Origin of the sequence: Streptomyces sp. NPDC045470 (assembly GCF_040646595.1) — a bacterium.
In the GTDB taxonomy this organism is placed as follows: Bacteria; Actinomycetota; Actinomycetes; order Streptomycetales; family Streptomycetaceae; genus Streptomyces.
Genome location: NZ_JBEZAN010000001.1, coordinates 795,308 through 821,361, shown reverse-complemented (window position 1 = coordinate 821,361; position 26,054 = coordinate 795,308). Strand labels below are relative to the sequence as shown.

23 protein-coding genes are annotated in these 26,054 nt (G+C 73.3%); 8 read left to right on the top strand and 15 right to left on the bottom strand.

The genetic code is table 11. The features are described 5' to 3' along the window. Nucleotides 1-142: 142 nt before the first annotated feature. Nucleotides 143-544: a thioredoxin gene (trxA, locus tag AB0A97_RS03590; RefSeq protein WP_361143880.1), complete on the top strand. Its 402-nt coding sequence runs from the start codon at nucleotides 143-145 to the stop codon at nucleotides 542-544. Continuing rightward, on the top strand, nucleotides 537-1,133 hold the full coding sequence (locus tag AB0A97_RS03585) for a histidine phosphatase family protein (RefSeq protein ID WP_361143877.1): 597 nt from the start codon (nucleotides 537-539) through the stop codon (nucleotides 1,131-1,133). The genes trxA and AB0A97_RS03585 overlap by 8 nt, the downstream gene beginning before the upstream one ends. Nucleotides 1,134-1,335: 202 nt before the next feature. Here AB0A97_RS03585 and AB0A97_RS03580 read toward each other — a convergent pair whose 3' ends face one another. Together AB0A97_RS03580 and AB0A97_RS03575 are read right to left on the bottom strand one after the other, a co-directional pair. Further along, nucleotides 1,336-2,367: a rod shape-determining protein gene (locus AB0A97_RS03580; RefSeq protein WP_361143875.1), complete on the bottom strand. Its 1,032-nt coding sequence runs from the start codon at nucleotides 2,365-2,367 to the stop codon at nucleotides 1,336-1,338. Between the two features lie 87 nt (nucleotides 2,368-2,454). Further along, complete coding sequence (locus AB0A97_RS03575) at nucleotides 2,455-3,510, bottom strand: YafY family protein (protein ID WP_361143873.1); 1,056 nt, start codon at nucleotides 3,508-3,510, stop codon at nucleotides 2,455-2,457. A gap of 61 nt (nucleotides 3,511-3,571) precedes the next feature. On the opposite strand from AB0A97_RS03575, the gene AB0A97_RS03570 reads away from it, so the two are divergent. After that, complete coding sequence (locus AB0A97_RS03570) at nucleotides 3,572-5,884, top strand: excinuclease ABC subunit UvrA (RefSeq protein WP_361143870.1); 2,313 nt, start codon at nucleotides 3,572-3,574, stop codon at nucleotides 5,882-5,884. Here AB0A97_RS03570 and AB0A97_RS03565 read toward each other — a convergent pair. The 9 genes from AB0A97_RS03565 to AB0A97_RS03525 form a co-directional block, all read right to left on the bottom strand. Further along, a complete protein-coding gene (locus AB0A97_RS03565) occupies nucleotides 5,864-6,493 on the bottom strand; it encodes a hypothetical protein (RefSeq protein WP_361143867.1) in 630 nt (209 codons plus the stop codon). The genes AB0A97_RS03570 and AB0A97_RS03565 overlap by 21 nt on opposite strands. Before the next feature lie 38 nt (nucleotides 6,494-6,531). Next, nucleotides 6,532-6,768 (bottom strand): Trm112 family protein, encoded by a 237-nt coding sequence (locus AB0A97_RS03560; protein WP_361143864.1) that lies wholly within the window; start codon nucleotides 6,766-6,768, stop codon nucleotides 6,532-6,534. Beyond that, nucleotides 6,765-7,727: a hypothetical protein gene (locus AB0A97_RS03555; protein WP_361145228.1), complete on the bottom strand. Its 963-nt coding sequence runs from the start codon at nucleotides 7,725-7,727 to the stop codon at nucleotides 6,765-6,767. Before AB0A97_RS03555 ends, AB0A97_RS03560 begins: the two co-directional genes overlap by 4 nt. Before the next feature lie 7 nt (nucleotides 7,728-7,734). Next, the gene (locus AB0A97_RS03550; protein WP_361143861.1) at nucleotides 7,735-8,520 is read right to left on the bottom strand and encodes a methyltransferase domain-containing protein; all 786 of its coding nucleotides are present in this window, start codon (nucleotides 8,518-8,520) and stop codon (nucleotides 7,735-7,737) included. Beyond that, nucleotides 8,517-10,064: a condensation protein gene (locus AB0A97_RS03545; protein WP_361143859.1), complete on the bottom strand. Its 1,548-nt coding sequence runs from the start codon at nucleotides 10,062-10,064 to the stop codon at nucleotides 8,517-8,519. Before AB0A97_RS03545 ends, AB0A97_RS03550 begins: the two co-directional genes overlap by 4 nt. Further along, nucleotides 10,061-14,554, bottom strand: a complete 4,494-nt coding sequence (locus AB0A97_RS03540; protein WP_361143856.1) for an alpha-(1->3)-arabinofuranosyltransferase family protein — start codon at nucleotides 14,552-14,554, stop codon at nucleotides 10,061-10,063. Before AB0A97_RS03540 ends, AB0A97_RS03545 begins: the two co-directional genes overlap by 4 nt. Continuing rightward, complete coding sequence (locus AB0A97_RS03535; RefSeq protein WP_361143853.1) at nucleotides 14,551-15,276, bottom strand: class I SAM-dependent methyltransferase; 726 nt, start codon at nucleotides 15,274-15,276, stop codon at nucleotides 14,551-14,553. Before AB0A97_RS03535 ends, AB0A97_RS03540 begins: the two co-directional genes overlap by 4 nt. A 7-nt stretch (nucleotides 15,277-15,283) precedes the next feature. Beyond that, nucleotides 15,284-16,528, bottom strand: a complete 1,245-nt coding sequence (locus tag AB0A97_RS03530) for a glycosyltransferase family 4 protein (RefSeq protein ID WP_361143850.1) — start codon at nucleotides 16,526-16,528, stop codon at nucleotides 15,284-15,286. Nucleotides 16,529-16,819: 291 nt separating this feature from the next. Continuing rightward, nucleotides 16,820-17,767 (bottom strand): DUF3068 domain-containing protein, encoded by a 948-nt coding sequence (locus AB0A97_RS03525; protein ID WP_361143847.1) that lies wholly within the window; start codon nucleotides 17,765-17,767, stop codon nucleotides 16,820-16,822. Nucleotides 17,768-18,051: 284 nt separating this feature from the next. Here AB0A97_RS03525 and AB0A97_RS03520 point away from each other — a divergent pair, with 284 nt between their 5' ends. Further along, a complete protein-coding gene (locus AB0A97_RS03520) occupies nucleotides 18,052-18,195 on the top strand; it encodes a hypothetical protein (RefSeq protein WP_167515176.1) in 144 nt (47 codons plus the stop codon). 14 nt (nucleotides 18,196-18,209) lie between these two features. Then, nucleotides 18,210-19,445 carry a helix-turn-helix domain-containing protein gene (locus tag AB0A97_RS03515; protein ID WP_361143844.1) on the top strand — a complete coding sequence of 412 codons (1,236 nt, stop codon included), beginning with the start codon at nucleotides 18,210-18,212 and terminating at the stop codon, nucleotides 19,443-19,445. Here the strand turns inward: AB0A97_RS03515 and AB0A97_RS03510 are convergent. Then, entirely contained in the window at nucleotides 19,411-20,478 is a 1,068-nt protein-coding gene (locus tag AB0A97_RS03510; RefSeq protein WP_361143841.1) for a GntR family transcriptional regulator, read from the bottom strand. The two genes, AB0A97_RS03515 and AB0A97_RS03510, sit on opposite strands and share 35 nt — an antisense overlap. 168 nt (nucleotides 20,479-20,646) lie before the next feature. Between AB0A97_RS03510 and AB0A97_RS03505 the strand changes: the two genes are divergently transcribed. Further along, nucleotides 20,647-22,302, top strand: coding sequence for an MFS transporter (locus AB0A97_RS03505; RefSeq protein ID WP_361143838.1), 1,656 nt, complete (start codon nucleotides 20,647-20,649; stop codon nucleotides 22,300-22,302). Here the strand turns inward: AB0A97_RS03505 and AB0A97_RS03500 are convergent. From AB0A97_RS03500 to AB0A97_RS03490, 3 genes are all read right to left on the bottom strand, one after another. Beyond that, a complete protein-coding gene (locus AB0A97_RS03500) occupies nucleotides 22,289-23,092 on the bottom strand; it encodes a maleylpyruvate isomerase family mycothiol-dependent enzyme (protein ID WP_361143836.1) in 804 nt (267 codons plus the stop codon). The two genes, AB0A97_RS03505 and AB0A97_RS03500, sit on opposite strands and share 14 nt — an antisense overlap. Before the next feature lie 40 nt (nucleotides 23,093-23,132). Beyond that, entirely contained in the window at nucleotides 23,133-23,771 is a 639-nt protein-coding gene (locus AB0A97_RS03495) for a DsbA family protein (protein ID WP_361143833.1), read from the bottom strand. Between the two features lie 140 nt (nucleotides 23,772-23,911). Further along, nucleotides 23,912-24,343 (bottom strand): MarR family transcriptional regulator, encoded by a 432-nt coding sequence (locus AB0A97_RS03490; protein WP_361143830.1) that lies wholly within the window; start codon nucleotides 24,341-24,343, stop codon nucleotides 23,912-23,914. Between the two features lie 89 nt (nucleotides 24,344-24,432). On the opposite strand from AB0A97_RS03490, the gene AB0A97_RS03485 reads away from it, so the two are divergent. Next, nucleotides 24,433-25,455: an NADP-dependent oxidoreductase gene (locus tag AB0A97_RS03485; protein WP_361143827.1), complete on the top strand. Its 1,023-nt coding sequence runs from the start codon at nucleotides 24,433-24,435 to the stop codon at nucleotides 25,453-25,455. 94 nt (nucleotides 25,456-25,549) lie between these two features. Next, entirely contained in the window at nucleotides 25,550-25,978 is a 429-nt protein-coding gene (locus AB0A97_RS03480; RefSeq protein WP_361143824.1) for an organic hydroperoxide resistance protein, read from the top strand. Nucleotides 25,979-26,054 lie beyond the last annotated feature (76 nt).

Below are 26,054 nucleotides of genomic sequence, written 5' to 3'. Positions count from 1 at the left end.
ACGGGCGTGGAAATTCGTATGGATAGGTCGGCGTTTGCTGGGCAGGGGTGCGGGACGGTCCGGCGTGCGGAATAGGACGGGCGACGAACCCGTTGTCGCGGCGGGACCGAAAGAGACCGGAACCGGAAGCAGGGAAGTACGCATGAGCACGGTAGAGCTCACCAAGGACAACTTCGACGAGATCGTCTCCGGCAACGATTTCGTCCTGATCGATTTCTGGGCCGAGTGGTGCGGTCCGTGCAAGCAGTTCGGCCCGGTTTTCGAACGGTCGTCCGAGAAGCACGCCGATCTCGTCTACGCGAAGGTCGACACGGAGGCGCAGCCCGAGCTGGCGGCCGCCTTCCAGATCCAGTCGATCCCGACCGTGATGATCGTCCGCGAGAACATCGCGGTGTTCTCGCAGCCCGGCGCGCTGCCGGAGGAGGCCCTGGAGGACGTCATCGGCCAGGCCCGCAACCTGGACATGGACGAGGTCCGCGCCTCCGTCGCAGAGGCCCAGAACCAGGAGGGCCAGCAGCCGGAGGGGCAGAACAGCGGTGAGTGAACTGCTCCTGATCCGCCACGGCGAGACGGAGTGGAGCAGATCGGGCCAGCACACCAGCTGGACCGACCTGCCGCTCACCGCCCGCGGTGAGGAGCAGGCCCGCTCCCTGCGGCCGGTCCTGGCGGACCGGAAAATCGGCGCGGTGCTCTCCAGCCCGCTGCAGCGGGCCCGGCGCACCGCCGAGCTGGCCGGCCTGCCGGACCCGGAGATCGACGCCGACCTGAGCGAATGGGACTACGGCGGGTACGAGGGCATCTCCACCGACGAGATCCACCGGACCCGCCCCGACTGGTTCCTGTTCACCGACGGCGTGACGGCCGGGCCCCCGGAACACCCGGGCGAGTCGCCCGAGCAGGTCGGCGCGCGCGCCGACCGGGTGCTCGCCCGCATCGAGGGAAAGCTGCGCACGGCGGACGGCGATGTGGTGCTGGTCGGCCACGGGCACTTCCAGCGGGTGCTGACGGCCCGTCGGCTGGGCCTGCCGCCGTCGGCGGGCGCGCTGTTCACCTTCGAGACGGGCACGGTGGGCGTCCTCGGCGAGGAGCACGGGCGGCCCGCGGTGATGGGGTGGAACACCCGGACGCTGTGACCGGACGCTGTGAGGGCCGGGGCCGGGGCCGGGGCCGGGCCGTCCGGCGGAACCGACCGGCCGGTTCCCCGGTGGGGCAGGCGTCCCGGTCGGCCAAGCCGTACCGGCCGGCTCCTCGGCCGGGTCAGGCGTACCGGCCGGCTCCTCGGCCGGCCAGACGTACCGGCCGGCTCCTCGGCCGGCCAGACGTACCGGCCGCCCCTCAGGTAGCCATCGGATCGAGGTGCAGCGGCTCCACCTTGCCCTCGATCATGGCGCCCAGCCCCAGCACCGCGCAGATGTCCGGCCGGTCCGCGACGTGCACCGGCATGGTCGTGGCCTGCCGGATCATCGACTGGAGGCCGGGGATCAGCGCGCTGCCGCCCGCCAGCATGATGCCGCGCTCGCCCAGGTCCGCCACCAGGTCCGGCGGGCAGCGCCGCAGCACCGATCCGATCCCGTCCAGGATGGTGGTCAGCGGTGAGGCGATGGCCCGCTGGACCGGCTCGGTCTCGACCATGACCGAACGGGCCAGCCCGCTGACCACGTCCCGGCCGTGCACCTCGGTCGGGCCCGCCGCCAGGTCGCCGTTGCTGGAGAGCATCAGGTGCAGCGGCCGTACGGACTGACCCGGCAGCAGCAGCTTGTGCTGGAGTCTCAGGTGCTGCACGACGGCATGGTCGATGGCGTTGCCGCCCACCGGGACGGTCTCCGCCGCCACGATCGAGCCGAGCGAGAGCACCGCGATCTGCGTGGTTCCCGCCCCGCACACCACGATCATGGTGGCCTCGGGCTGCTCCACCGGCAGGTCGCAGCCGACCGCCGCGGCGACCAGCGTGTCGACCATCTCCACCCGGCGGGCACCGACCCCGTTCAGGGTCTCCACCGCGGCCCGCTGCGCCAGCGGCTCACTGCCGTACGGCAGGCAGATCGCGGCCCGCATGGTGGGTCTGCGCCGCCACGCCTTGCGCAGCTTGTCGTCGACCAGGTTGCGCAGCAGCCGCTGGGCCATGTCGATGTCCACGACGGTGCCGCCGGAGACCGGACGCACGACGCGGATGTGGTCCGGCGTCCGGCCGTCCATCACCTCCGCGCGGTCCCCGACGGCGATCAGCGCGCCGGTGCGGATGTTGACGGCCGCGACGGTCGGCTGGTCCACCGCCAGGCCCTGGTTCTTGACGTACATCCGGGTGCGGGCCTCGCCCAGGTCGACGGCGACCGAGCAACGGAGCAACTGTGCCAGGCTGGCGGTCATGGATGGTGCCTCCCCGGGGAGCGTTCGGCAGTACGGGCCGAGTGGCCGCCGGCGGCCACTCGTGATCCATCGTGTGCCAACGGGTCGTCAGGTGCGCGTTGAGGAGGTCCGGTTGGGGGACGCCGGGGCTGACAGGGCCTGGGCGCCGGAGTCCGGTGGAGGCGTGGAGCGCCGGGCGGCGGCGAGCAGCCGGCCGCCCACGTCGTGCAAGTAAGCGATCAGTTCCGGCGGTTCGTGCACCTCGAAGGGGACGCCCAGCAGGCCGAGCCGGAACGCGAGCCAGTCCAGCGCGTCCCCTCCCGTACGCAGCAGGCAGGAGTCCGGGGTGAGCGGCTCCAGGAGGCCGGTGCCCGCGGGGAGCCGCGCGGTCGCGTCCTCCAGAGTGGTGTGCAGCGTGACCAGTGCCCGGTGCCGCGCGCGATGGCTGGTGACGGATTCCGCGACGAACGCGGCGGCGTCCGGAGTGGGCGGCCGGCGGTCCGGTACGCAGCGGGCTCCGGTGAGCCGCGGGCCGTCGACCCGGTCCGCCCGGAACGTACGCCAGTCGGCGCGGTCCAGGTCGTACGCGACGAGATACCACCGCTGGTCCGCGCTGACCAGGCGGTACGGCTCGGCGTGCCGTCTGCTCGGGGTGCCGTCCGCCGCCGCGTACCCGAAGCGCACCCGCTCGCTGCGGCGGCACGCGGTGGCGAGCGCGGTCAGTACGGCCGGGTCGGTGACCGGGGCCTCGCCAGCGCCGGTGAGCAGGCCGTAGAGCGGGACGGTGGCCTCCTGGAGGGCGGTGACCCGGTCCCGTAGCCGGGCGGGCAGCACCTGTTCCAGCTTGGCCAGCGCCCGTACGGAGGTCTCCGCCACGTCGGCGACCGTGCCGCCCGCCGCGGCGTGCAGGCCCACGGCGATGGCGACGGCCTCCTCGTCGTCCAGGAGGAGCGGCGGCATCGCGGTGCCGGAGGCGAGGCGGTAGCCGCCGACGGCGCCGATGGCCGCGTCCACGGGGTAGCCGAGGCCGCGCAGCCGGTCGATGTCGCGGCGGACCGTGCGCGGGCTGACGCCCAGCCGCTCGGCCAGTTCGGTGCCGGTCCGCTCGCGGCCGGTCTGGAGGAGCGTGAGCAGCTTCAGGAGACGTGCCGGGGTGTCGCTCATGGTCTCAGGATGCCCCGGAAGGCGGCCATGTTCTGACCTACTTCGTTCCTAGCGTGGCCGTATGGGAGCAACGCACGAGGACAGCATCAGGATCACCGGCGCACGGGAGCACAACCTCAAGGACGTGGACCTGGAGATCCCCAAGGGGCGCATCACCGTCTTCACCGGGGTGTCCGGCTCGGGCAAGTCCTCGGTGGTCTTCGACACGGTGGCGGTGGAGTCGCAGCGCCAACTGAACGAGACCTTCACCTGGTACGTACGCAACCAGTTGCCCAAACACGAACGGCCCAAGGCCGACACCATCGAGCGACTCTCCCCGGCGGTCGTCGTGGACCAGCGGCCCCTCGGCGGCGGCGCGCGCTCCACCGTCGGCACGCTGACCGACATCTACGCGATCCTGCGGGTGCTCTACTCCCGCTGCGGCACACCGAGCGCGGGTGAGGCCACCGCGTACTCCTTCAACGATCCGGCCGGGATGTGCCCCGAGTGCGCCGGGCTGGGCCGCACCGCCCGCATCGACCTCGACCGCTTCCTGGACACCGGCCGCTCCCTCAACGAGGGCGCGATCCGCTTCCCGCCGCTCGCCGTCGGCACGGCGGGCTGGCAGATCTACGCGACGTCCGGCCTCTTCGACCCGGACAAACCCCTGGACCGGTACACCCCGCGGGAGTGGGACCTGCTCCTGTACGGCAAGGGGTTCACCGTCAAGCGCGGTGAGCGGGCCTACAACAACACGTACGAGGGACTGGTCGAGAACTTCGACCGGCGCTATGTGAAGCGGGACCTCTCGGCGCTCTCCGAGAAGACCAGGGACACGGTGCGCGGCTACGTACGCGAAGGGACCTGCCCGCGGTGCCGGGGCGCGCGGCTGACCGCGGCGGCCCTGAAGTCCCAGGTCGCGGGGCGGTCCATCGCCGAGATGGCGGCGCTGGAGGTCACCGAACTGAGCGAGGTCCTGCGCGGCATCGACCCGGCCGAGGAGCCGGTGGGCGCGGCCGTCGCGGCGCGGGCGGTCACCGCGCTGGACCGGCTGACCGGCATCGGCCTCGGCTACCTCAGCCTCGACCGTCCGGCCGCCACCCTTTCCGGCGGCGAGGGACAGCGGCTGAAAATGGTGCGCCACCTGGGCAGCAGCCTGACGGGCATGACGTACGTCTTCGACGAGCCGAGCACCGGGCTGCACCCCAGCGACGTACGCCGCCTCAACGACCTCCTGGTGCGCTTGCGCGACAAGGGCAACACCGTTCTCGTCGTCGAACACGACCGGGACGTCATCGCCGCCGCGGATCATGTGGTGGACATGGGACCCGGTGCCGGAGCGCACGGCGGCGAGGTGGTCTACGCCGGGTCGGTGCGCGGGCTGGCGGCCGCCGACACGCCCACGGGGCGTGAGCTGCGGCGCGTGACGGGCGTGAAGGCGGACGTCCGTACGCCGGCGGACTGGCTGACCGTACGGGACGTGACGCTGCACAACCTCAAGGGCGTGGACTTCCGCGTGCCCACCGGGGCGCTCACGGTCGTCACCGGGGTGGCGGGCTCCGGCAAGAGCACGCTGGTGTCCGAGGCGTTCGTGGGGGCGCATCCGGAGGCCGTGGTGGTCGACCAGTCGGCGATCGGGGTGTCCGCGCGGTCCACTCCGGCCACGTACCTCGGGGCGATGGACGCGGTACGGGCGCTCTTCGCGCGCGAGAACGGTGTACCGGCGGGGCTGTTCAGCTTCAACGCCGCCGGGGCCTGCGAGGAGTGCCGGGGGCGCGGGGTGATCCATGTAGACCTGGCGTACATGGACCCGGTGACCTCGACCTGCGAGGCGTGCCGGGGGCGGCGCTACAAGGACGAGGTGCTCGGCCTGACCCTGAGCGGCAGGTCGGTCGCCGACGTGCTGGAGATGACGGCGGAGGAGGCGGTGGCGTTCTTCAGGACGGGCGACCTCGTCCTCGCCGGCGGCGACGAGGTGGCGGGGACCGTACGGAAGCTGGCGGCCCTGGTCGAGGTCGGGCTCGGCTACCTGACGCTGGGACAGTCGGTGTCCTCCCTGTCGGGCGGCGAACGGCAACGCCTCAAACTGGCCACCCGGCTGCACCGTACGGGGAGTGTGTACGTGCTCGACGAGCCGACCACCGGGCTGCACATGGCCGACGTGGCGGGCCTGCTGGAACTGCTCGATCGGCTGGTGGACGGCGGCAACACCGTCCTGGTCATCGAGCACGACCTCGATGTGGTCAAGCGGGCGGACTGGGTGGTCGACCTCGGGCCCGGCGGGGGCCGGCACGGCGGCGAGATCGTGTACGCCGGGACGCCACGCGGCCTGCTGGCGGCGCGCGGCTCGGCCACGGCCGACTGCCTGCGGGCCTCACTCGACGGTGCGTTGTAGCAGGCCCCAGGTGAACTCCGCGACCGTCGGCCGCGGTTCACCGTCCGCGCCGGGCGCCGTGAACGCGAGCCGCCAGCGGGTGGGGGCCGTGCCCTCCATGGGGCGGGCCGGTGCGAACGCGCGGGCCACCTCGTCGACCGTGCAGGACCACGGGACCAGGTCGCCGGCCGTCCGCAGGGCGGGTGCGGCGGCGCCCGGCGCCCGGACGAGCCACGCGTTCCACGCGGTGCCCTGCGGGCCGGTCAGGACCTCGAACCGCAGATCGGGCCAGAGCGGTACGGGCCAGGTCAGCGCCTCGCAGGTCAGGTCGCCGATGCGGCGGGCGGTGACGGACTCGGGGCGGCCGAGCAGCGAGCGGTAGCGCTGCACCGCGCCGCGCGACCGGGGCGAGTGGGTCCACGCCTGCCAGCGGCGGTTGGCCTCCCGCAGCTCGGCGCGGGAGGCGCCGAGGGTGCGCAGCGCGTCCTCGACCAGGCCGGGCTGGTGGTCGGCCATACGGCGCAGCAGGACGAGCTGGAAGGCGCGGGGGCCGTCGGCGGGCCTGTCCGGGCCGCCGCCTGATCCGCTGCCGGATGCGTCGCCCGGGCCGTTGTCAGTGGTGGGGTTCATGATGGACATGTTCGCGGACGACAGGGCGGGCGAGCACCCTAACGGGGCTCCTCGGGCGGGCGTTCGTCCGGGGGCAGCCGGCGCAGGATGGCTTCGTGTTCGGTCTCGGTGACCTGTTCACCGCAGGAGGGGAGGAGCTGGGGGATGTTGTCGAGAATCGGGTAACGGCGGCGCAGCCGCGGGTTGTAGAGGATGTCGTCCGGGACGAGCAGGGTCAGCGGGCCCTTGTCGATCGGACAGGCGAGGATCTTCAGCAGGGGGTCGTCGGGGGTCACGGTTCAGCTCCTTGGGGAGGGGCGGGCGTATCGGGTGCGGGTGCCAGGCCCCAGTCCGTCTCCGGTTCCGGTTCCGGTGGCGGGGCGTCCTGGCTGGGCAGGGCCAGCAGGACGAGTACGGCGACCGCCGTGCCGCCCAGGCGCAGGCCCAGACGCAGGGGATCGGAGGGCAGCGGCTCGCCGAAGGCGACCGTGCCGCAGGCGACGGTGAAGACACAGGTCACGGTGGTGCAGACGGGGACGATGAGGGAGGCACGGCAGCGCTGGAGCGCGGTCTGCGACAGCACCAGGCCCACCGCGCCGGTGAAGAGCAGCAGATACGGATACGGGGAGGTGAACACGTCACGGACGGCGCCCGCCGGGTCGTGGGCGCTCAGCAGTCCGGAGACGCCCTTGATGGCGAGCGAGCTGACGCCGTAGAGCAGGCCGACGGCCACACCGTAGGGGACGCCCGAGGTGGGCTGGCGGTGGCGGCGCTTGGCGCGCCGCTCGGCGGACCCGTACAGCCACAGCCCCGCGGCCAGCGAGGGCAGGGCGATGGCGAGCAGGGTGCCGGTGGGCGCGGTGCGGGTGACGGTGCCGGCGCCGCTGCCCTGGAGCGACCCGACGACCATGCCGAGCGCGAGCAGGATCGCCAGGATGCTCCGGCGTTCGCGGCCGGTGGTGCGCTCGCCGAGGAACACCGATGACAGGAGGAGCAACAGGACCAGGCCGGAGACGAAGATGCCCTGGGCGGCGGCGATGGGAAGGGTGCGGTAGACCGCGAGCTGGGCGGCGAAACCGGCGGCGAGGGCGAGCGAGCCGCCGAGCCACAGCGGGCTGCCGAGCAGGTGGCGGACGAGTCGGGCGGGCCGGCGGGTGTCCAGTGCGGGCAGCGCGGACAGGGCGCGCTTCTCCAGCACGAACCCGGTGCTGTACAGGACGTTGGCGAGCAGAGCGGCCGCCACGCCCCACCACAGCACTGCCCTACTCCCTTCTCCGGCGGGCATGGACGAGCAGGACGGAGGCCAGCGAAGGCAGACGGCAGGCGGCGCGGTCCAGGGGCCGCAGCGGACGCGGCACGTCGTGGTACGGCGCGCCCGCGATCCGTACGACCTCGAAGCCGCAGGCCGGCAGGAAGCCGCGCAGGGCGCGGGCGGTGTAGAGGCGCAGATGGCCGACGACCTGGGTGCCGGGCCGTCCGTGGATGCCTCGCATGCTCACCTCCGAGAAGACGGGCTGGACCCCCGCGAGGAGGAGTCCGCGGTTGTACCAGGCAGCGAGATTGGGGGTGGAGAGCATCAGGTGACCGCCGGGACGCAGTACCCGGCGCAGTTCGTCGAGGGCCGCGTCGGGGTCGACGAGGTGCTCGATGACCTCGCTGAAGAGGACGGCGTCGGCGCCGCCGTCCGCGAACGGCAGCCCGTTGTCGCCCAGTTCACCCCGTACGGCGTACGGGACCCGGGTGGCGGCGCGGCGCAACGCGTCCTGCGACCAGTCGACGCCGACGATGCGGTGGCCGGCCAGGACCCGGGCCGCGACGGCGGCCGCGCTCCCGTCGCCGCACCCGACGTCCAGGACGGTGGCCGGGGGCGCGCCGGGACGGACCGGTCCCAGGGCCCGGGCCAGCATCAGCGCCTGGCGGTGGCTCCGGGCGTCACCGGAGGCGACGGGTACGGCGGGGTTCTCGTAGAACTCCCGGAGCGGGCGGCGCGGTTCGCGGTCCGGCGTAGCCCTGGGGGCGTTCCGGGCGGTGGCGGCCTGCCGGGTCACGGCGCGGTCCCTTCGGCGCGGCCGGTGCTGTCCGTGCCGTCTTCTCCGGCCCCCGGGGTCCAGGACGTGGCCGCGAGCGACCGGGCGAAGAGGGTGCCCAGGCGGGCGCCCGCCTCGTCGTCCAGGAGCGCGTGCGACCAGCGCAGCGCCAACTGGACGCGCCCGCCGACGGAGACGGTGGTGACGGTCAGGCCGCGTGGCATACGGGCCGGGGCCGAGAACCACACGGCGGTGGGGCGCCCCGCGTCCCCGAAGTCGAGCGGGTAGGGGATGCGGCCGATGTTGGACAGCAGCGTGGTGGACGCCAGGGGCGCGGCGGCGGTGCGCAGTGCCCGCGTGAGGACGCCGCGCGCGCCGACGGGAAGCACCGGCGCGGTCAGCAGCGCCGCGCCGAGACCGAGTTGGGAGCCCGGTGCGGACTTCAGGGAGCGGGTGCGGGCGGCGGTGCGCCGCAGCAGCCGGGCGACCGCGGCCGGATCGGGAGGGTCGGCCGTGAGCAGCGCCGCGTCCCGTTCCTCCTCCGGACCGAACCCGACGGAGACCAGCCGGGTGCCGTTGCCGATGGGCATGTCCGTACCGCGTGGGCGGTCGTCCACCGGCATGGTCACGACGACGGGGGCGCTCGGGCGCCCGTGGACGTGGTTCCAGCGGGCCACCATCAGGCAGGTGGCCACGAGGAGCTGGTCGTTGACGGTGAAGGCGGCGACGCCGCCGACACGGGGCGGCCGGGCCGGCACGGGCAGCTCGGTGATGAGCATCCCGTTGCCACGGCGTTCCTGGACGTCCGGGCCGGCCGGGCCGCCCGGGCCGCCCTGACGGTTCCGGCCACCCCGGCCGGCTGCCTTCCGGGGCCCGCGTTCGGCGGCGATCCGTACCGGCCGGGCCAGGCGATGCCCGCCGAGCGGCGGCGTGTCCTGGGCAGCGCCGCCCGTGGCGGCCCCGGGCGCGCGGACGGGCGGGGGCGCCGGGGAGTTCTCGGCGCCCCCGTAGAGCTGGGCGGCGGTGGCCAGCACCCGCAGGCAGGCCGGACCGTCCAGCGCGGTGTGGTTGATGGTGACGAGCAGCACCGTGCCGCCGTTCGCCTCCCCCTTCTCACCCTCGCCCACGTCTTCGCCCGGCCCCCGCTCGACGACCTCCAGGCGTACCGGCGGCGAGGCGTCCAGCGGCGGACAGTCGGCCAGGGCCCGCTCCCGGGCCCGTACGAGGGCGTCCGGACCCGGTGGCGGGAAGACGACCGGGTCCACGTCCGGCACGCCCGTCAGCTCCCACTCGTACCGGCGCCGCCACCAGCGGTGCGGAGCCTGGCGCATCAGGATGCGGGGGTGCCGGCACAGTGCCTCCCGGAACGCCGCCCGCAGCCGGTCGGGGTCCGGCCGTCCGGGCAGGTGCACCTCGATGTGCACGGTTTCCGGTTCGTCCTCCGTGAGGCAGTGCCGGGTGATCTCGTCGACCACCGGGAACGGGATGCGCCGTACGGTCCGGTCCGCCGCGCCGGGCGGCCCGTCCCCGGCCGGTTCCCGGCGTGCCGGGTGCAGTGCGGTCATCGAGTGGGTTCCTCCCCGCTCCGGTTAGGTGAAGTGCCGCGAGGTGGTGCGTCGTTCGCGGTTCCGTGAGGTGGAGTGTCGTTCGGTGGTACGTCCTTCGTAGGCGTGCCGCTCGGGGGCGCGTCGCCCGGAGGTGGCGCGTCGCCCGGAGCTGGTGCGCGGCCCGGAGCCGCGCCGCGTCGTCGTCGGCGTCTGGGCAGCGGCGGTGCCGGCGGCCGCGACGCCACCGGCCCGGAGACCGGCGGCATGGCCACCGTTCCCGCTCCCTTGGCCGCTCCCGGCCCCGTCCCCGGTTCCTTCGCCGCCTCTGCCGCCTCCGCCTCCCCCCGAGGCCCCGCCCCACCTGCCGCACGCGCCCCGCGCCGCGCCCACGAGCCGGGCACCGTCACCATCGCGGCCGCCAGTGCCAGCAGGGCCAGCGCCTGTGCCGTGGCGCTGAAGGCCCCGGCGTCGGCGGCGGCCGGTTCGCCCGCGCCGAGCGCCGCCGTGATCCCGGCGCCCACCATGGCCAGCAGCGCGACCGGCACCAGGAGCCCCGGCCGGAACCGGGCCGCCAGTGCCAGCAGGGGCACGATCACGGCGTACGGCCCGGAGGCGAGGGCCACGACCACGGTGAGAGCGACGACGCCCAGCACCCAGGAAGGCGCGGGCGGCGCCTGCGGTTCCGGCACCGTCCGTTGTGTGCGCCGTACCAGGGCGGAGCCGATGAGTACGGCGATGCCCAGCGCACCGCCGAGCAGCCCGAGATCGTACGTCGTGGCGGGCGCGTACGACAGTTTCACGAGCCCCCCTCTGCCCGCCGGGACCAGGAACCCCTGCTGCCAGCCGTCGAGCCGGACGGGGGACAGTTCGCGTCCGTCGAGCGTCGCGTGCCAGCCGTCGTTGGCGTTCTCGTACATCTGGAGGTACGCGGCGGCGCCGGTCCCCACCTGTACCGACCGCTGGTCGCCCGCCCAGTCCTCCGCCCTCACGGACCGCCGCTCGCTCGCGGGCGCGGGGGCGCTGCCCCGGCTGAGGGTGACGTCCGTCAGCGCCAGCGGGCCCTGGTCGCCGGCCTCCACCCGGTGCTGTCCGGAGGGGAGTTCGAGGCTGCCGTCGCGTGCTTCGCCCGCGCACAGTTCGACCGTGACGGGGCGGCGTTCGGTCAGGTCGCGGACGCGTCCGGAAGCCTTGGTGGCATGCAGGGTGCCGTCCACGGCCAGCGGCGGGCCTTGCCCGCACGCCAGTGAGAACCGGTCGGTGGCCGAGGGGGGCGGGGTGCGCAGCGCGTCCAGGGCCGGGATGTAGACCTCGCTGAGGCCGACGGGGAGTTGAAGGGCCTGGTCGGCGACCGGGTTGTGGACGGTGAGTTCCTTGACCTTGCTGATGGTGATGTCGAGGCGGTCGGTGGTGATGGGGTCGAAGCGGGCCTGGCCGTTCTCGTCGACACCGGCGGTCGCGGCCCCGTCGGGGGAGTTGACCAGGACCTGTTCGGGGCGGGTGGAGATGCCGCCCGCCGCGGCCAGCACGATCTGGTCGACGGCCCGTTTGCCGGGCCAGCGCAGGTGCAGGGTCGGCTTGTCGCCCGCGATCCAGGCGGTGGTCAGGTCGCCGTCGACGAGGTTGCGGGGGCTGAGCGAGCGGCCGGAGCCGAAGCTGGTGGAGTCGGCGGTGGCGGTGACGCGTTCCTTCTGCCGGGGGGCCACGCGGTCCAGGAGCCGGTCGAGTTCCGGCCCCGGTACGGCCAGAGCCCTGGCCGACACCTCGTACGACGCGCTCGTGCCCGTACGGAACTGGCGGTGCAGCCCCACCTCGGCGGAGACCGGCGAGAGGCCGCCGGGATCGCTGCCGCGGTGCAGGGAGTACGTGGCGGACGGCGCCGTGGACTTCTCGGCGTCCGCGGGGAGCCGCAGCAGCCGGGTGACCTGCACGTCCGGTATCGACACCTCGGAGAAGCCCGCGCCGGACAGCCCGGCGCGCGGCGTCTGCGACCCGGTGATGGTGATCTTCAGCCACTTCGCGACCCCGGCCGGTGCTCCGACCTGCTGCCGCGCGCCGTTGGTGAGCAACGGGCTCTCGACGCTGCCCCGGTCGGTCTGCACGCGTACGGAAGTCGGCGCCGCCCGCATGCCGTCGCCCGGCAGCGGTGTCAGCGCGATCCGGGACGGTACGGACGTGGGCCGGGTGAAGCCGATCCGCAGCCACTGGCCGACCGGTTCGCCCGCGCTGCCCTCGGCCCAGCCGGTGTCCGGGTCGCCGTCGAAGGCGTGCACCGGGTCGTACTGCGGCAGGTGGAACAGCCAGTTGCCGCTGCTGGAGGCGGTGACGGAGGCGGCGCCGCGCAGCACCCCGGTGGTCTGGTGGTCGATGCCCTCGGCCGGCAGGATCTGCCGGGGCGGGCGCCCGGGGTCCTGGACGCTGTCCGGGTGATTCCGCTCCCCGGGCGCGTACGTGTACGACGTGTTGGAGTTGACCAGTCCGAACCGGGTGTCGGCACGGCGCAGCCCGTCGCCGGTCAACTGGAGCGGCGGGGTGCCGACGCCCGGGTGGTTGTCACCGGTCAGCACGGCCGGCCGGTGGCGCAGCGTGGGGTCGGCGGACAGCGGGAGCAGCGCCTCCGGCCCTCCGCTGACCTGCGCGGTGTCCGACACGGGCCGGGCGGTGACCGGGCCGGGGCGCGGGGTGTCCACCGGTTCGTAGATCTCCACCGAGCGCTGGCGCGGGTACAGGCCCTGGATCTGTACGGGGGTGTCGGGGGCGATCTTCCCGTCCGTGGTCAGCGGCCCGAACGCGGCGACCCGGCGGTAGCCGGACGCCTCCAGGGTGCGCTTGACGGTCTGTGTCGGCACGTATCCGATCTGGTCCGGGTCGAGATCGTTGCGTACGACGACGTCGTACAGGCCCGCCCGGCCCAGGAAGTCGCGCAGCCCCGGTACTTCGGAGCCGGACAGCAGCGCCTGCTCGACGGCGTCCAGGGCGCGCCGTACGCCGGGTGTCCCGAACGGCACGTAGTCGCGCTGCGCCCACCGGGAGCGGGCGAGCACGTCCAGGGGCTGGTCGATGGGGGAGCCCCAGGTGTAGATGCCGTGCGCGGTGGCGGGGACGACGAGGGCGCGGTTGTCGGGGGTGTTCTTCTTGAGCCAGTCGGCGGTCCGCTCCCAGGCGCTCGGCAGCTTCTTGAAGGCGCCGGGCTGGAGGACCGTCCCGTCGAGGAACGGCAGGGCGAGCGCGGGCACGGTCAGCAGCGCGACGACCAGCGGGAGGTGGCGGCGCCCGGGGACGCGCCGGGTACCGCGCCGCTCACCGGCCACTCCGACGAGGTGCGCCAGGCCGAACGCGAGGGCCAGCGCCAGGCCCGGCCCGAACTTGTAGATGTTGCGGAACGGTCGCAGCCAGCCGTCGAGCCAGTCCTGCCACAGCCCGTGGAACGGGCCGCCCAGCGCCCCGGCGTACCCCGTGAGGCAGATCCCGGCCACCACCAGCACCGTCAGCAGCAGCCAGCGCCGCTCCGGCGTGTCCCGGCGGGCCAGCCCGGCCAGGCCGAGCGCGGCGGCCAGCGCCGAGCCGAGGATCGCGGCGGCGCCCGCCGCCATGGTCCAGCCGGCCGGCAGCCAGGGTTCGCCGAAGTTGAGGTAGCCGGTCCAGTTCCCGGCGCCGCGCAGCAGTTCGGTCGCCGACATGGTGCCGGTCGTGGTGGTGGCCTGCTCGATGTACGGCATGAAGTTCTCGCCGTACACCCCGAGCAGCAGCAGCGGTACGGCCCACCACGCGGTCGCCAGGACGACGCCCGGTATCCACCACACGAGCAGCGCTCTGCGCCGGGCGCCCGTACGCGACAGTACATACAGCAGGACGGGCAGCAGCGACGCCAGAGTCGATGCTGCGTTGACGCCGCCCATGAAGGGGATGAGCAGCGCGGAGCGGGTGGCGGCCAAGCGCGCCGACGCGCGGTGGTTCGTCAGCGGCAGCAGCACCCAGGGAAGCAGCGCGCCCGGCAGCGCGGCGGCGGACGTGGAGCCGATGACCATGGTGAACGTCGGCCACAGCGCGTACGCGGCGGCGGCGAGCAGCCGGGCTGGGGGCGTGCCGACGCGCAGCCGTTCCGCCAGCCGCAGCGCGCCCCAGAAGGCGGTGGTGACGATCAGCGACATCCACAGCCGCTCGGCGAGCCACACCGGCAGGTGCACGAGGTCCGTCAGCGCGTAGTACGGCAGGGACGGGAACGCGTAGCCGACGTACTGGTCCGTGATGCCGCCGAAGCCCGCCCGGTCGTGCCACAACTGCCCCAGGTCGCTCAGGAACCGCCAGGGGTCGGTGCTCACCCCCAGCTTCGTCTCGAAGGTCATCTTCCCGGCGGAGGGCGCGAGGAAGAGCACGAAGGTGACGGCCCAGAACGCCAGCAGCCAGCGCCGGGACCGCGGCGGTCCGGGCGGCGGCGCGCCCGGCGCGGACGCCGGGGTGCCTCCGGCGTCCGGCGATCCGGGGGAGCTGGACACGAGCGTCTGGGTCATGGCAACCGCCGCAGGATGAGGAGGAGGTTCCAGGTGGCTACTTCGCGTACGCCCGGCAGGCGCGGGATCGTTTCGGCGAGGAACGGCGCGTACCGGGAGCGGGCCGTCACGATCCACACGTCGTCCCGCGCCCTGACCTGGCGCAACGTCCGGCCGACGTGCAGGGCGAACAGGTTCTCGCCCAAGGTGTGCTTGGCGGCCCGGCCGGTACGCCGCCGGTAACGCTCGCGGGCCCGCCGGGCGCCCAGGTAGTGCCAGGGCGCCGTCTCGTGCCCGCCCCAGGGGGACAGCCAGTTGGTGAACGACAGGTAGATCAGGCCGCCGGGCCGGGTGATCCGTACCAGCTCGCTGAGGAAGGTCTGCGGGTCCGCCACGTGCTCCAGGACGTTGGAGGAGAAGCAGATGTCGGCGGTGCCGTCGGCCAGGGGGAGGAGGTAGCCGTCGGCGAGCACCGCGCCACTGGAAGGACCGCCGCGCGCGGCCAGTTCGCGCAGGTCGGGCTCGAAGAGGTAGCCGTGCGCGCCGCGGCGCCGGAACTCCTCGGTGAAGTGTCCGCTGCCGCCGCCGACGTCCGCCACGACCCGGCCCTTCAGCGGCTCGTACCGCTCGATCTGGTCGGCGGCGTCCCGGGCGAGCAGGCCGTAGCAGTGCTCGGGGTCGTGCTGTTCGCGCAGGAAGGCGCGGAAGAGGGTGAGAGATCTGCGCAGGGAAGGGTCCCGCACCTCAGCATCACCGCCCGGCGGGGAGGTCGAGGTGCGCCTCGGCGTACGACTCGGCCGCCACGGCCCGGAAGCCGCGGACCGTGGCGCTCCACCGGAACCGCGCGGCGCGCTGCGCGGCTGCCGCACCCAGCGCCTGCCGGCGCGGACGGCTGAGCGCCAGCGTGCACCAGTGCGCGGCGAAGGAACTCTCGCCGCGCGCCAGCAGCCCGGTCACCCCGTCGTCGACCGAGTCGCGCAGGCCGGGGATGTCGAACCCGACGGCCGGGGTGTGCCGGGCGGCCGCCTCCATGACGACCAGGCCCCAGCCCTCGACCAGCGACGGGTGCAGCAGCAGCCAGGCGCGGCAGAGGAGTTCGTGTTTGTCCTGCTCGCTGATCCGGCCGGTGAAGTGCACGTCGGGACCGGCCATGGCCGCCAGCCGGTGGCGCTCCGGACCGTCACCGACGATCACCAGCCGGCCGCCGGTGACCGGCCGCACCCGCTCCCACAGGCGCAGCAGCAGATCGACGCGCTTGTACTCGACCAGCCGCCCCATGGCCAGGAACAGCGGCTCCGGCGCCTCGGGGAGCAGCGGCCCCGGCTCCTCCACGCCGTTGTGCACCAGCCGGATACGCTCCCGCTCCACACCGAGCCCGCGCAGCGCGGCGGCGGTCGAGCCCGACACGGCGACCATGAGGTTGCCGCGGTGGGTACCCGCCAGCGCCCAGTGCTCCAGCCGGCGGCCGAGCCGGGCGGCGGGCGCGGGGTAGCGCAGGCCCCACAGGTCCGTGTGGACGTGGTTGACCAGGCACAGCGTGGGTCCGGTGTGCCACAGGGGCGCCAGGTACGGCATCCCGTTGCAGACCTCGACCAGCAGGTCGCACGCGCCGACCCGGCGGCTGAACTGCCGTCGCACCCGCAGAAAGTGACCGGCGTCGCCGCCCGCGGAGACCACCCGGTAGCCGCGGTCGGCGGCGGGGCCGCCGCACAGCAGGGTGACCTCGTGGCCGTGCGCGGTCAGGCCCTCGGCGATGCGGTCGACGAGCAGTTCGGAGCCGCCGGCGGCGGGGTTGCCCAGGTCGCGGCGGGCCAGGAAGACGATGCGGTGGGGGAGTGGGGGTGCGGGGCGGTCGGAGTGTTCGGAGGGGTCGGGGGTGACTGGTGGGGTGGTGCGGGCGGACGTTTCAGGGCGTGCGGGCGGTTCGTGGCGTGCGGACGGTGCATGGCGTGCGGGCGGTGCGGCGGACAAGGACGGTCGTACGTGCTGGGGCATGTGCGCTCCAACTCGTCTCAGGGTGCGGTACCAGTGGTGTGGGGGGACGTACTGCGTACTGAGTCGTGCGGACCTGCCGGCATGGGGCTGCGGACGGGGACGGGGGACGGGGTGCGGGTGCGGGTCTGGTGACGAGGACCGGTAGGGGGGCCGGTGCGGGACCGGTGCTCCGGGGACGGGGACGCGGGTGGGTGAGCTCGATAGTTTTCGCCGCCCTGTTCGATGCGGCTACTCACCGGCGTGACAATTTCCGCCCCGACTCCGCCTGACGCCTCATCACTTCGCGCAGGATCAGCTGAACCGCCGCCTCCCGCGCACCACCAGCACCACCCCGAAAAGCGTCGCCCCGCCGCCCGCCACGGCGGCCGCGAGCGGTGCCGTCTCGCCGACCGTCTTGAGCTTGGTGCTGTCCGCGTCCGCCAGCGCCACCTGCTTGCGCCGGGTGGCGGGTGTGAACTCCAGCCCCGACCCGCGCAGCAGCGTCACCGCGTCGGTGCGCGCGCCGGGCGCCCGCAGCGTCTTGTGCGGCGAGATCGAGGCGTTGATGATCCGGCCGGTGCGCGGCTCGACGACCAGCTCGATCCCGCTGTTCGCGTACCACTCCTCGGCCTGCACCTGGCCCTGCGCGGGCCGCCCGACCAGCCGGCCGGGCACCTGCCGGCTGCCCGTCCTGGTGGGTGCGACGGTCCCCGTGAAGCGATAGCCCTCGTACCCCTGCACGTGCTTGGTGCCGGCGAAGCGGAGCGGGACCGCGGCGCCCAGGGTGTTGTCCCACCAGCGGTAGGTCCGGCGCTGCACGTCGAAGGGGAACTTCAGGTACGCGTCCCCTTCGAAGCGGGTCGGCGCCTCTTTGCAGCAGTGCACCGGGGCGTTGGTGCGACGGTCGGTGACCCACCGTTCCAGCGTCCACTGGAACGCCTTGCGCGGGTCCTTCAGCTCCAGTGTCACCGGGGTGTCGACGGTCGTGGACACGTCCCACACGGCCCGCCCGCTGCGTTCGCTCTCCGCCACGTCCCCCAGTACGTGCCGGGTGATGGTGATCTTCTGCTTGTTCCTGGTGCGCAGCGTCCCGGTGTCGAAGTAGCTGCCGGTGCCGGTGAAGACGGTGGTCACGTCGACGTCCACCGGGGTGCGCTGGGCGCGCGGCGCGACGTACCAGGCGAGCATCGGGGCGAGCGCCAGGAGGAAGACGCCGAGGCCCAGCAGGACCAGGGAAAAGGGTGAGGCGGTCTTACGCATACGAGCACTCCTGAGGGCGGCGGGGGCAGTGCACGTGCGGCGTGGCGGTGGTCCGGGTGAACGGGCGGGAACCGTAGGGGAATGCTTGACATGCCGTCAATGCCCCCACACACTCGGCAGGCACCGCGGCCGCCGCGGCCCGGCGCTCCGCCGGCGCGGTAGGGCACCGCGGCCGCCACCGTGCGGTCCCGCGTGCGCCCGAGGCCGTCCGCGGACCGGGCCGGACCGGGCCGGTGCGCCGCGCAACCCTCGAAGTACCTGCCACCGAAGGGGCCCGCCGCGCCATGCACAGACTGCTCGCCGCCGTACTGACCTCGCTGGGCGCCGCCGCCCTGGCCGTAGGCGCCTCCCTCGGTATCGTCGCCGCCCTGGACGCCACGCCGGAACAGCCGAACGTGCCCCTGGTGACCTTCGACCGGACGCCTTAGGGGAGGCCGCAGGCGTGGTGGAGACGGTCCGCTCGGCCTGGCGCGACGTACCCCCGGCGCAGGTGAGGGAGTTCGCCGCGCGCGCTCTGGACGAGGTCCCGGCGCTGGCCCAGTGCATCCTGGCGGAGATCCGCCGCGAATACCCGCAACTTCCCTTGGCGCTGGACGAGTACGGCGAGCCGCGCGCGCTGGTCGGCATCCGGCAGTCGCTGGAGCACTTCGTGGAGCACATGTCCGCCGGCCTGGACAGCCCGCACGTCCACCCGCGCATCTTCCAGGAGTTCGGCCGGGGCGCGGGCATCCAGGGCCGCAGTCTGGACGCCCTGCAAGCCATCTACCGGCTGGGCGTACGGCTGGCCTGGCGGCGGCTGGCCGAGATCGGCCAGCAGGTGGCGATTCCGGCCCCGGCCATGTACGAACTGGCTGAATCGGGCTTCGAGTACCTGGACGGGCTGGTCGCCGAATCGGTACGCGGCTTCGCCGAGGCCGCGGCCCGCCAGGCGGGCGAACGGCTGCGGCACCAACGCCGCCTCATGGACCAGTTGTTCGCGGCCGGGGCACGCGCACACACGGCCCCCGCGCTCACCGACCGCGCCGCCCGGATCGGCTGGGCGCTGCCCGCACAGGTCGCCGTGGCCGTACTGCTGCGCCCCGCCCGTGAGTCCGTCGCGCCCGCCGTCGGTACGGACGTCCTCCTGGACATGGAGTGCGAGCGGCCCCGCATGGTGGTGCCGGAGCCGGACGCCGCCGGGCGCCGGGAACTGCTCCAGCGCGCCACGGCGGGGTGGTCGGGCGCGCTCGGCCCGGCCGTACCGCTGGCGCACGCGGCCAAGTCGCTGCGCTGGGCGAACACCGCGGTCGATCTGATCGAGCGGGGCCTGCTGCCCGCCGGGCAGCTTCTGCACTGCACCGATCACACCGAGGCGCTGGTCCTCCTGCCGCCCGAGGAACTCATCGAGGACCTGACCCGGCGGCGGCTGGAGCCCCTGGCGCACTGCGGCCCCACCCATGGACGCCGGCTGGCCGAGACCCTCCTCGCCTGGCTGGAGACGCGCGGCGGCGCGCCCGAGGTGGCCGCCCGGCTCGGCGTCCACCCGCAGACCGTCCGCTACCGGCTGCGCCAGATACGCGAGCTGTGGGGTGACGAGGTGGACGACCCGGACCGCCGCTTCGAACTGGAACTGGTGCTGCGGGCCCGGCGGCTGCGCGGCGAACTCAGTGTGCCGGGCGGCCCGTCCAGCCGTCGCTGAACACCTCGAAGCCGTCCAGCAGCCGGGCCAGCCCGAATTCGAACATGGCGTCCAGCCGCAGCGTCCCCCCGTCGTCCATGTCGTCGATTCCCGCGTACATGGGGAAGGAACCGGACTCCATGATCCGCTCGTACTCCGGCTCCAGCGACGCCATCCACTGGTCCTGGTCCATGCCGGTCTGCTGCTCGGCCTCCAGGTCCTCCTCCAGGGCCACCGCCGTGCCGCGTACGTGGTTGAGCAGCGTCAGGGCCAGCCGCAGCTTGGTCAGCGGGTCGAACTGGGTCGCCGAGCCCATGGTCCACTCGATGAGGGTCATCGCGTGCGGCAACGGCTGCGGGCGGGTGATCGACAGCCACTGGGCGACCCACGGATGCCGCTGGTAGAGCTGCCACTGGAGACGGGCCCCGGCCTCCATCCGCGCGCGCCAGTGCCGCGGCGCCGGGGCGGGCAGTTCGATCTCGGCGAAGGTGGCGTCCGCCATCAGCATGACCAGCTCGTCCTTGTTCGCCACATGACGGTAGAGCGCCATGGAGGAAGCGCCGAACTCGGCGGCCACGCGGCGCATCGACAGGGAGCGCAGCCCTTCGGCGTCGGCGATCCGGACGCCGGCCCGCACGATGCGGTCGCGGCTGAGGCCGGGGGGCTGGTGATCACCGTCGGGGAGGGGGCGGTGGCCGTCGCCGGAGGCGTTGCTGCCGGAAGCGCTGCTGCCGCGCGGCCGGGGCGCGGGCCCACCGTCCGCGCGCGTCCCCGTTTCCGTAGCCGCCTCCGCCACCACCGTGCCCACCCCCGGCACCGCCCTGACCAGGCCCTCCTGGCGCAGCGTGGTGAGGACCTTGGTCGCGGTCGCCATCGCCACCCCCCACTCCTGGGTGATCCGCCGTGTCGACGGCACACGGTCTCCCGCGGCCAGTTCGCCGGTATCGATACGCCGCCGGATCTCCGCGACGATGCGGCGGTACGGCGGGGCGGCCGAAGGGTTCGTCGCGGGGGTGGCGGAAGGGCCCGTGGCGGGGGTGACTGGGCGGTCCATGGTGGCGGCCTCCGGTTCTCCGTACTAGTGCACCAAGGGCCTGCGAGGGTAGCAAGGTCGCGACAGCGCCGGTGGCGGCAGGTGGGGTGCACTAGTGTGATGCACCTCCAATTCCCTTGCAGTGCCTATGGTTTGCGCTGTAAGCGCGCCCTGTCTACCTTCCTTGCTATGATGTTTACTCCGTACGCACCTCCTCCGCGCGCCGGGCGCCGCGAGTGGACCGCGCTCGTGGTGCTCCTGCTGCCCTGCCTGCTGGTCTCGATGGACGTCTCGGTGCTCTACTTCGCCGTACCGTTCCTCTCCGCCGAACTCGCGCCCAGCGGCGTCGAACAACTGTGGATCCTCGATGTCTACGGCTTCGTCCTGGCCGGACTCCTGATCACCATGGGCGCGCTCGGCGACCGCATCGGCCGCCGCAAGCTGCTGCTCACCGGCGCCGTCCTGTTCGGCGTCGCCTCGGCCCTGGCCGCCTACGCGCAGAGCGCCGAGATGCTCATCGCCGCCCGCGCGGTGCTCGGCGTCGGCGGCGCCACCCTCATGCCGTCCACCCTGGCCCTGATCCGCAACCTCTTCCACGACGCCGGGCAGCGCGGCAAGGCCGTCGCGATCTGGTCCGGCGGCATGATGGGCGGCATCGCGCTCGGTCCGGTGCTCAGCGGGGTGCTGCTGGAGCACTTCTGGTGGGGCTCGGTCTTCCTGATCAACGCCCCGGCGATGGTGCTGCTGCTCGTGGCCGGGCCCCTGCTGCTGCCCGAGTTCAAGAACCCGGCGGCGGGCCGGTTCGACCTGCCGGGCGCGCTGCTCTCCCTGGCGGCGATGCTCCCGGTCGTCTACGGCGTCAAGGAGATGGCCCGCAACGGCTTCGAGGTGCTGCCCGCACTGGCCGTCGCGGCCGGACTGCTGGTCGCCGCCACGTTCGTACGCCGCCAGCGCACCGCCCGGCACCCGATGCTGGACCTGGAACTCTTCCGCCACCGCGGCTACTCGGGCTCCGTCCTGATGAACCTGCTGGCGATGTTCGCGCTGGTCGGCAGCGCGGTCTTCTTCACCCAGTACCTCCAGTCCGTACGCGGCATGAGCCCGCTGGAGGCCGCCCTGTGGAACGTCGTGCCGACCGTCGTGGTCGGCGGCACGGCCCCGGCCGCCACCGCCCTCGCCCGCCGCGTGGACCGGGCGTTCGTCATCGCCGGCGGCTTCCTGGCCGCCGCGGGAGGGTTCGTGTGGGTGTCCCGGACGGCGGCGGAGACCCCGCTGTGGATCGTGCTCCTGGGCGCCAGTGTCTACGCGGCGGGTCTGGTCATGGTGATGTCGCTCGGCACCGAACTGGCCCTAGGCGTCGCCCCGCCGCAGCGCGCGGGCTCGGCCTCCGCCCTCCTGGAATCCGGCTCCGAACTGGGCGGCGCCCTGGGCCTGGCACTCCTGGGCACCCTCGGCAACGCCGTCTACCGCGGCGACATCGACGGCGTCGTCCCCGGCGGGCTGCCCGCGGGCGCGGCGGACACCGTACGGGAAACCCTGGCCGGAGCTGCGGCAGTCGCGGGAGAACTGCCGGGGCGGGCGGGCGAGGCGCTTCTCACGGCGGCCCGTACGGCGTTCCTCGGCGGTCTGCACGCGGCGATGCTCGGCGCGGCGGCCGTCATGGTCCTGGGCGCGCTGCTGGCGGCGGCGCTGCTCAGGGGCGTACGGACACAGCCTCCGGAGCCGGGGGAGAAGGCGACCGGGTGCGGGCCGGCCGCGGGCGAGCGCGAGTCCGTCGACGCCGCTTCCGTCGACGGCGCCTCCGCCGATACCGCTTCCGTCAGCGCCCCCGTCACCCGAAGCTGACCCGCTCCAGCCAGGAGTCCAGCAGTTCCGCATCACCACCGATCACGATGCCGGGGCTGCGGGCGGGCAGCCGGCGGTAGAGGACCAGCAGCAGGTCGGTCAGCGGACCGCTGACGGTGACGGCGGCCTCCTCGCGCGGCGCGTGGCGCCAGGAGATCGCCGCACCGGTGAGGTCGACCAGCCAGTCGGCCGCCGTCCCCGGTGCCGTGCCGGTGGCCCGGAAGCGCAGCGTGCGGCCGGGGCCGAGAAGTTCCCGCAGCTCCGGGCGGTGATCGAGGGTCTGCGGCTGCGCGGCCAGCTCCAGCCACTCGCCGAAGCAGTCGGCGGCGGTCTCCTCGCCGAGGGTGAACGGCGCGCCCTCGGCCAGGAACGCGTCGGCGCGGTGGATCGCCGTCTCGTTGGCCATCCGGCGGGCGAAGAACGCGGCCGCCGGGCCGAGCTGGGGGAGGGGCACCCAGGCTTCCGCGCTCGGCCCGGCGGTCCGCAGGGTCTCGGCCAGCAGGGCGGCCCCCTCGCCCAGCCAGCCGTCCAGTACGGCCGGGTCCTCGTCGGCGTACGGCGACAGATCACGGAAGTGCCCGTCGGGGGGCGGCCTTTCCGTACCGGTGCGCACGACCTCCTCGACCCAGCGGTGCGCACCGCCCAGATGCCGCAGCAACTGGCCGACGTTCCAGCCGGGGCAGGAGGGCACCGGGGTCCTCAGCCGGGCCGCGCCCCGCACGAGCGACCTCAACAGGTCGGTCTGCTCGACGATTTCGGAGCAGTGGCGGTCGTACGTCGAAGCGTTCATGACGCCACGGTAAGTCCCGCCACTGACAACCGGCTTCGGGTCAGCTGAAGTCCAGGTCCCCCGTCCGCGTCCGCTTCAGCTCGAAGAACTTGTCGTAACCGGCGAGCAGCCGGGCGCCGTCGAAGACGCGTACGGCATCCTCGCCGCGCGGGATCGCCGTCAGCACCGGGCCGAAGAAGGCCACGCCGTCGATGTGGATGGTGGGCGTGCCGACCTCTTCGCCGACCGGGTCCATGCCCTCGTGGTGGCTCTTGCGCAGCGCGTCGTCGTACTCCGTGCTGTCGGCGGCGCCGGCCAGCTCCTCGGGCAGGCCCGCCTCGGCGAGCGCCTCCTCGATGACGGTGGCGTAGTCCTCCCGGCTGTCGTTGTGCAAGCGCGTGCCGAGCGCGGTGTACAGGTCGCGCAGTACCTCCTCGCCGTGCTTCTGGGCGGCGGCGATGCACACCCGCACCGGCCCCCACGCCTTGGCCAGCAGTTCCTGGTACTGCTCCGGCAGCCCTTCACGGCCGTCGTTGAGGACGGCCAGGCTCATCACGCGGAAGCGCAGGTCGATGTCGCGGTGGGCCTCCACCTCCAGGATCCAGCGCGAGGTGATCCAGGCGAACGGGCAGAGCGGGTCGAAGTAGAAGTCGACTGTGTGACGGGTGGTGTTCGGGGAAGACGCATTCTGAGCAGTCATGACGCCACGATAGTTCGCTTCACAACTTCCGGCCGGGAGTAAGAGCGGCGGCTTCCGGAGGCGCGGCATCCGGACGGGCGGCTTCCGGGACGCGTCCGCCGGCCGGCGGACGCCGGTTCTCGTCCGCCCGGCTCGCGGCGCTACTCCGGTGTGACGCCCAGCATCCGCTGGAGCAGCTCCTTGAGCAGCGCGCGCTCCGCCACGGACAGCTCGCCGAGCGGCTCGCGCGCGAAGTCCAGCGAGTCGCGCAGCTGCGCCGCCGTCGCCCGGCCCGTCTCGGTGGGGGCGGCCAGCTTGACCCGGCGGTCGGCCGGATCCGGGCGGCGCTCGACCAGGCCGCGGGACTCCAGCCGGTCCACGATCCCGGTCACGTTCGACGGCTCGCACTTCAGGCTCAGGGCTATCCGGCGCATCGGCATCGCCTCGCGGGCGAGGAGGCCGAGAACGCGCGCCTGGGCACCGGTCAGGGAATGCTCGGCCGCCGCGTGCTCGTACTCCTCGTGATAACGGGCCACGACGGTGCCGATCAGCTCGACGACCTCGGCGGTCAGGTGGTCTGCGCGAGGAGTCATGGCACCAGGGTAGCGAATTGCTTGACAACATGAAATATCTAGGAGCATGGTTGTTTCAGCACCTGAAGCATTTCGAGGAGGAGCAGCCCATGTCCGCACTGCCCACGTCCGCCCGCGAATGGCATCTCGTCGCCCGTCCGCACGGCTGGCCGAAGCCGGAGGACTTCGCGCTGCGCGAGGCCGCGGTCCCCGAGCCCGGCGAGGGGCAGCTCCTCGTCCGCAATCTGTACTTCTCCGTCGACCCGTACATGCGCGGCCGGATGAACGACGTGAAGTCCTACAGCCCGCCCTTCAAGCTGGACGAGCCGATGGAGGGCGGCGCGGTCGGCGAGGTCGTCGCCTCCAACGCCGACGGCTTCGCGGTCGGTGACCACGTCCTGCACTTCAAGGGCTGGCGCGAGTACGCCGTGGTGGACGCCGCCAAGATCGCCAAGGTGGACGGTTCGCTGGCGCCCCTCTCCGCCTACCTGGGCGTGCTCGGCATGCCGGGCCTGACGGCCTACGCGGGCCTGCTGGAGGTCGCCTCCTTCAAGGAGGGCGACGCCGTCTTCGTGTCCGGCGCGGCCGGTGCGGTCGGCAGCGAGGTCGGCCAGATCGCCAAGCTCAAGGGCGCTTCGCGCGTCATCGGCAGCGCGGGCTCCGACGAGAAGGTCAAGCTGCTGACGGAGGAGTACGGCTTCGACGCCGCCTTCAACTACAAGTCCGACCGGTCTGTCAAGGAGCAGCTCAGGGACGCCGCCCCCGACGGCATCGACGTCTACTTCGACAACGTCGGCGGCGACCACCTGGAGGCCGCCATCGACTCGCTGAACCTGCACGGCCGGGTCGCCGTCTGCGGCATGATCTCGCAGTACAACGCCACCGAGCCGACCCCGGCGCCGCGCAACCTCGCGCTGGTCATCGGCAAGCGGCTGCGCATCCAGGGCATGCTCGTCGCCGACCACTCCCACCTCCAGGAGCAGTTCGTCTCCGAGGTCTCGGCCTGGGTGCGCTCGGGAGAGCTGAAGTTCAGCGAGACGAAGGTCGCCGGCATCGAGAACGGTTTCGAGGCGTTTCTCGGCCTGCTGCGCGGTGACAACACCGGCAAGATGATCGTCGATCTCACGGACTGACCCCTTACGGAGCCGGTTCCGCCGGGCCACTAGGCTCGGCCCCAAGCCGTCGCGATCGTGGGCGCGAGTCGCGGCGAACCACAGGAGGATCTCTATGTCCATCCAGCCCGTAGATGTCGTCTACACCGCCGTCGCCACCGCGGAGAACGGCCGGGACGGCCGCGTCGCCAGCGACGACGGCAAGCTGGACGTCGTCGTCAACCCGCCCAAGGAGCAGGGTGGCAGCGGCGCCGGCACCAACCCCGAGCAGCTCTTCGCAGCCGGCTACAGCGCCTGCTTCCAGGGCGCGCTCAGCGTCGTCGCCCGCCAGGAGAAGGCGGACGTCTCCGGCTCCCGGGTGACCGCCAAGGTCGGCATCGGCAAGACCCCGTCCGGCGGCTTCGGCCTCACGGTCGAGATCAACGCCACCATCCCGAACGTGGACGAGGCCACCGCCAAGGACCTGGTCGAAAAGGCCCACCAGGTGTGCCCGTACTCGAACGCCACCCGCGGCAACATCGACGTCAAGCTCAGCGTCGGCTGACGGCTGGTGTCGATCGGCCGGCGTCGATCGACCGGCAGCCGGGCGTCGACCGGCAGTTGACGTTCGGGTGTCGACC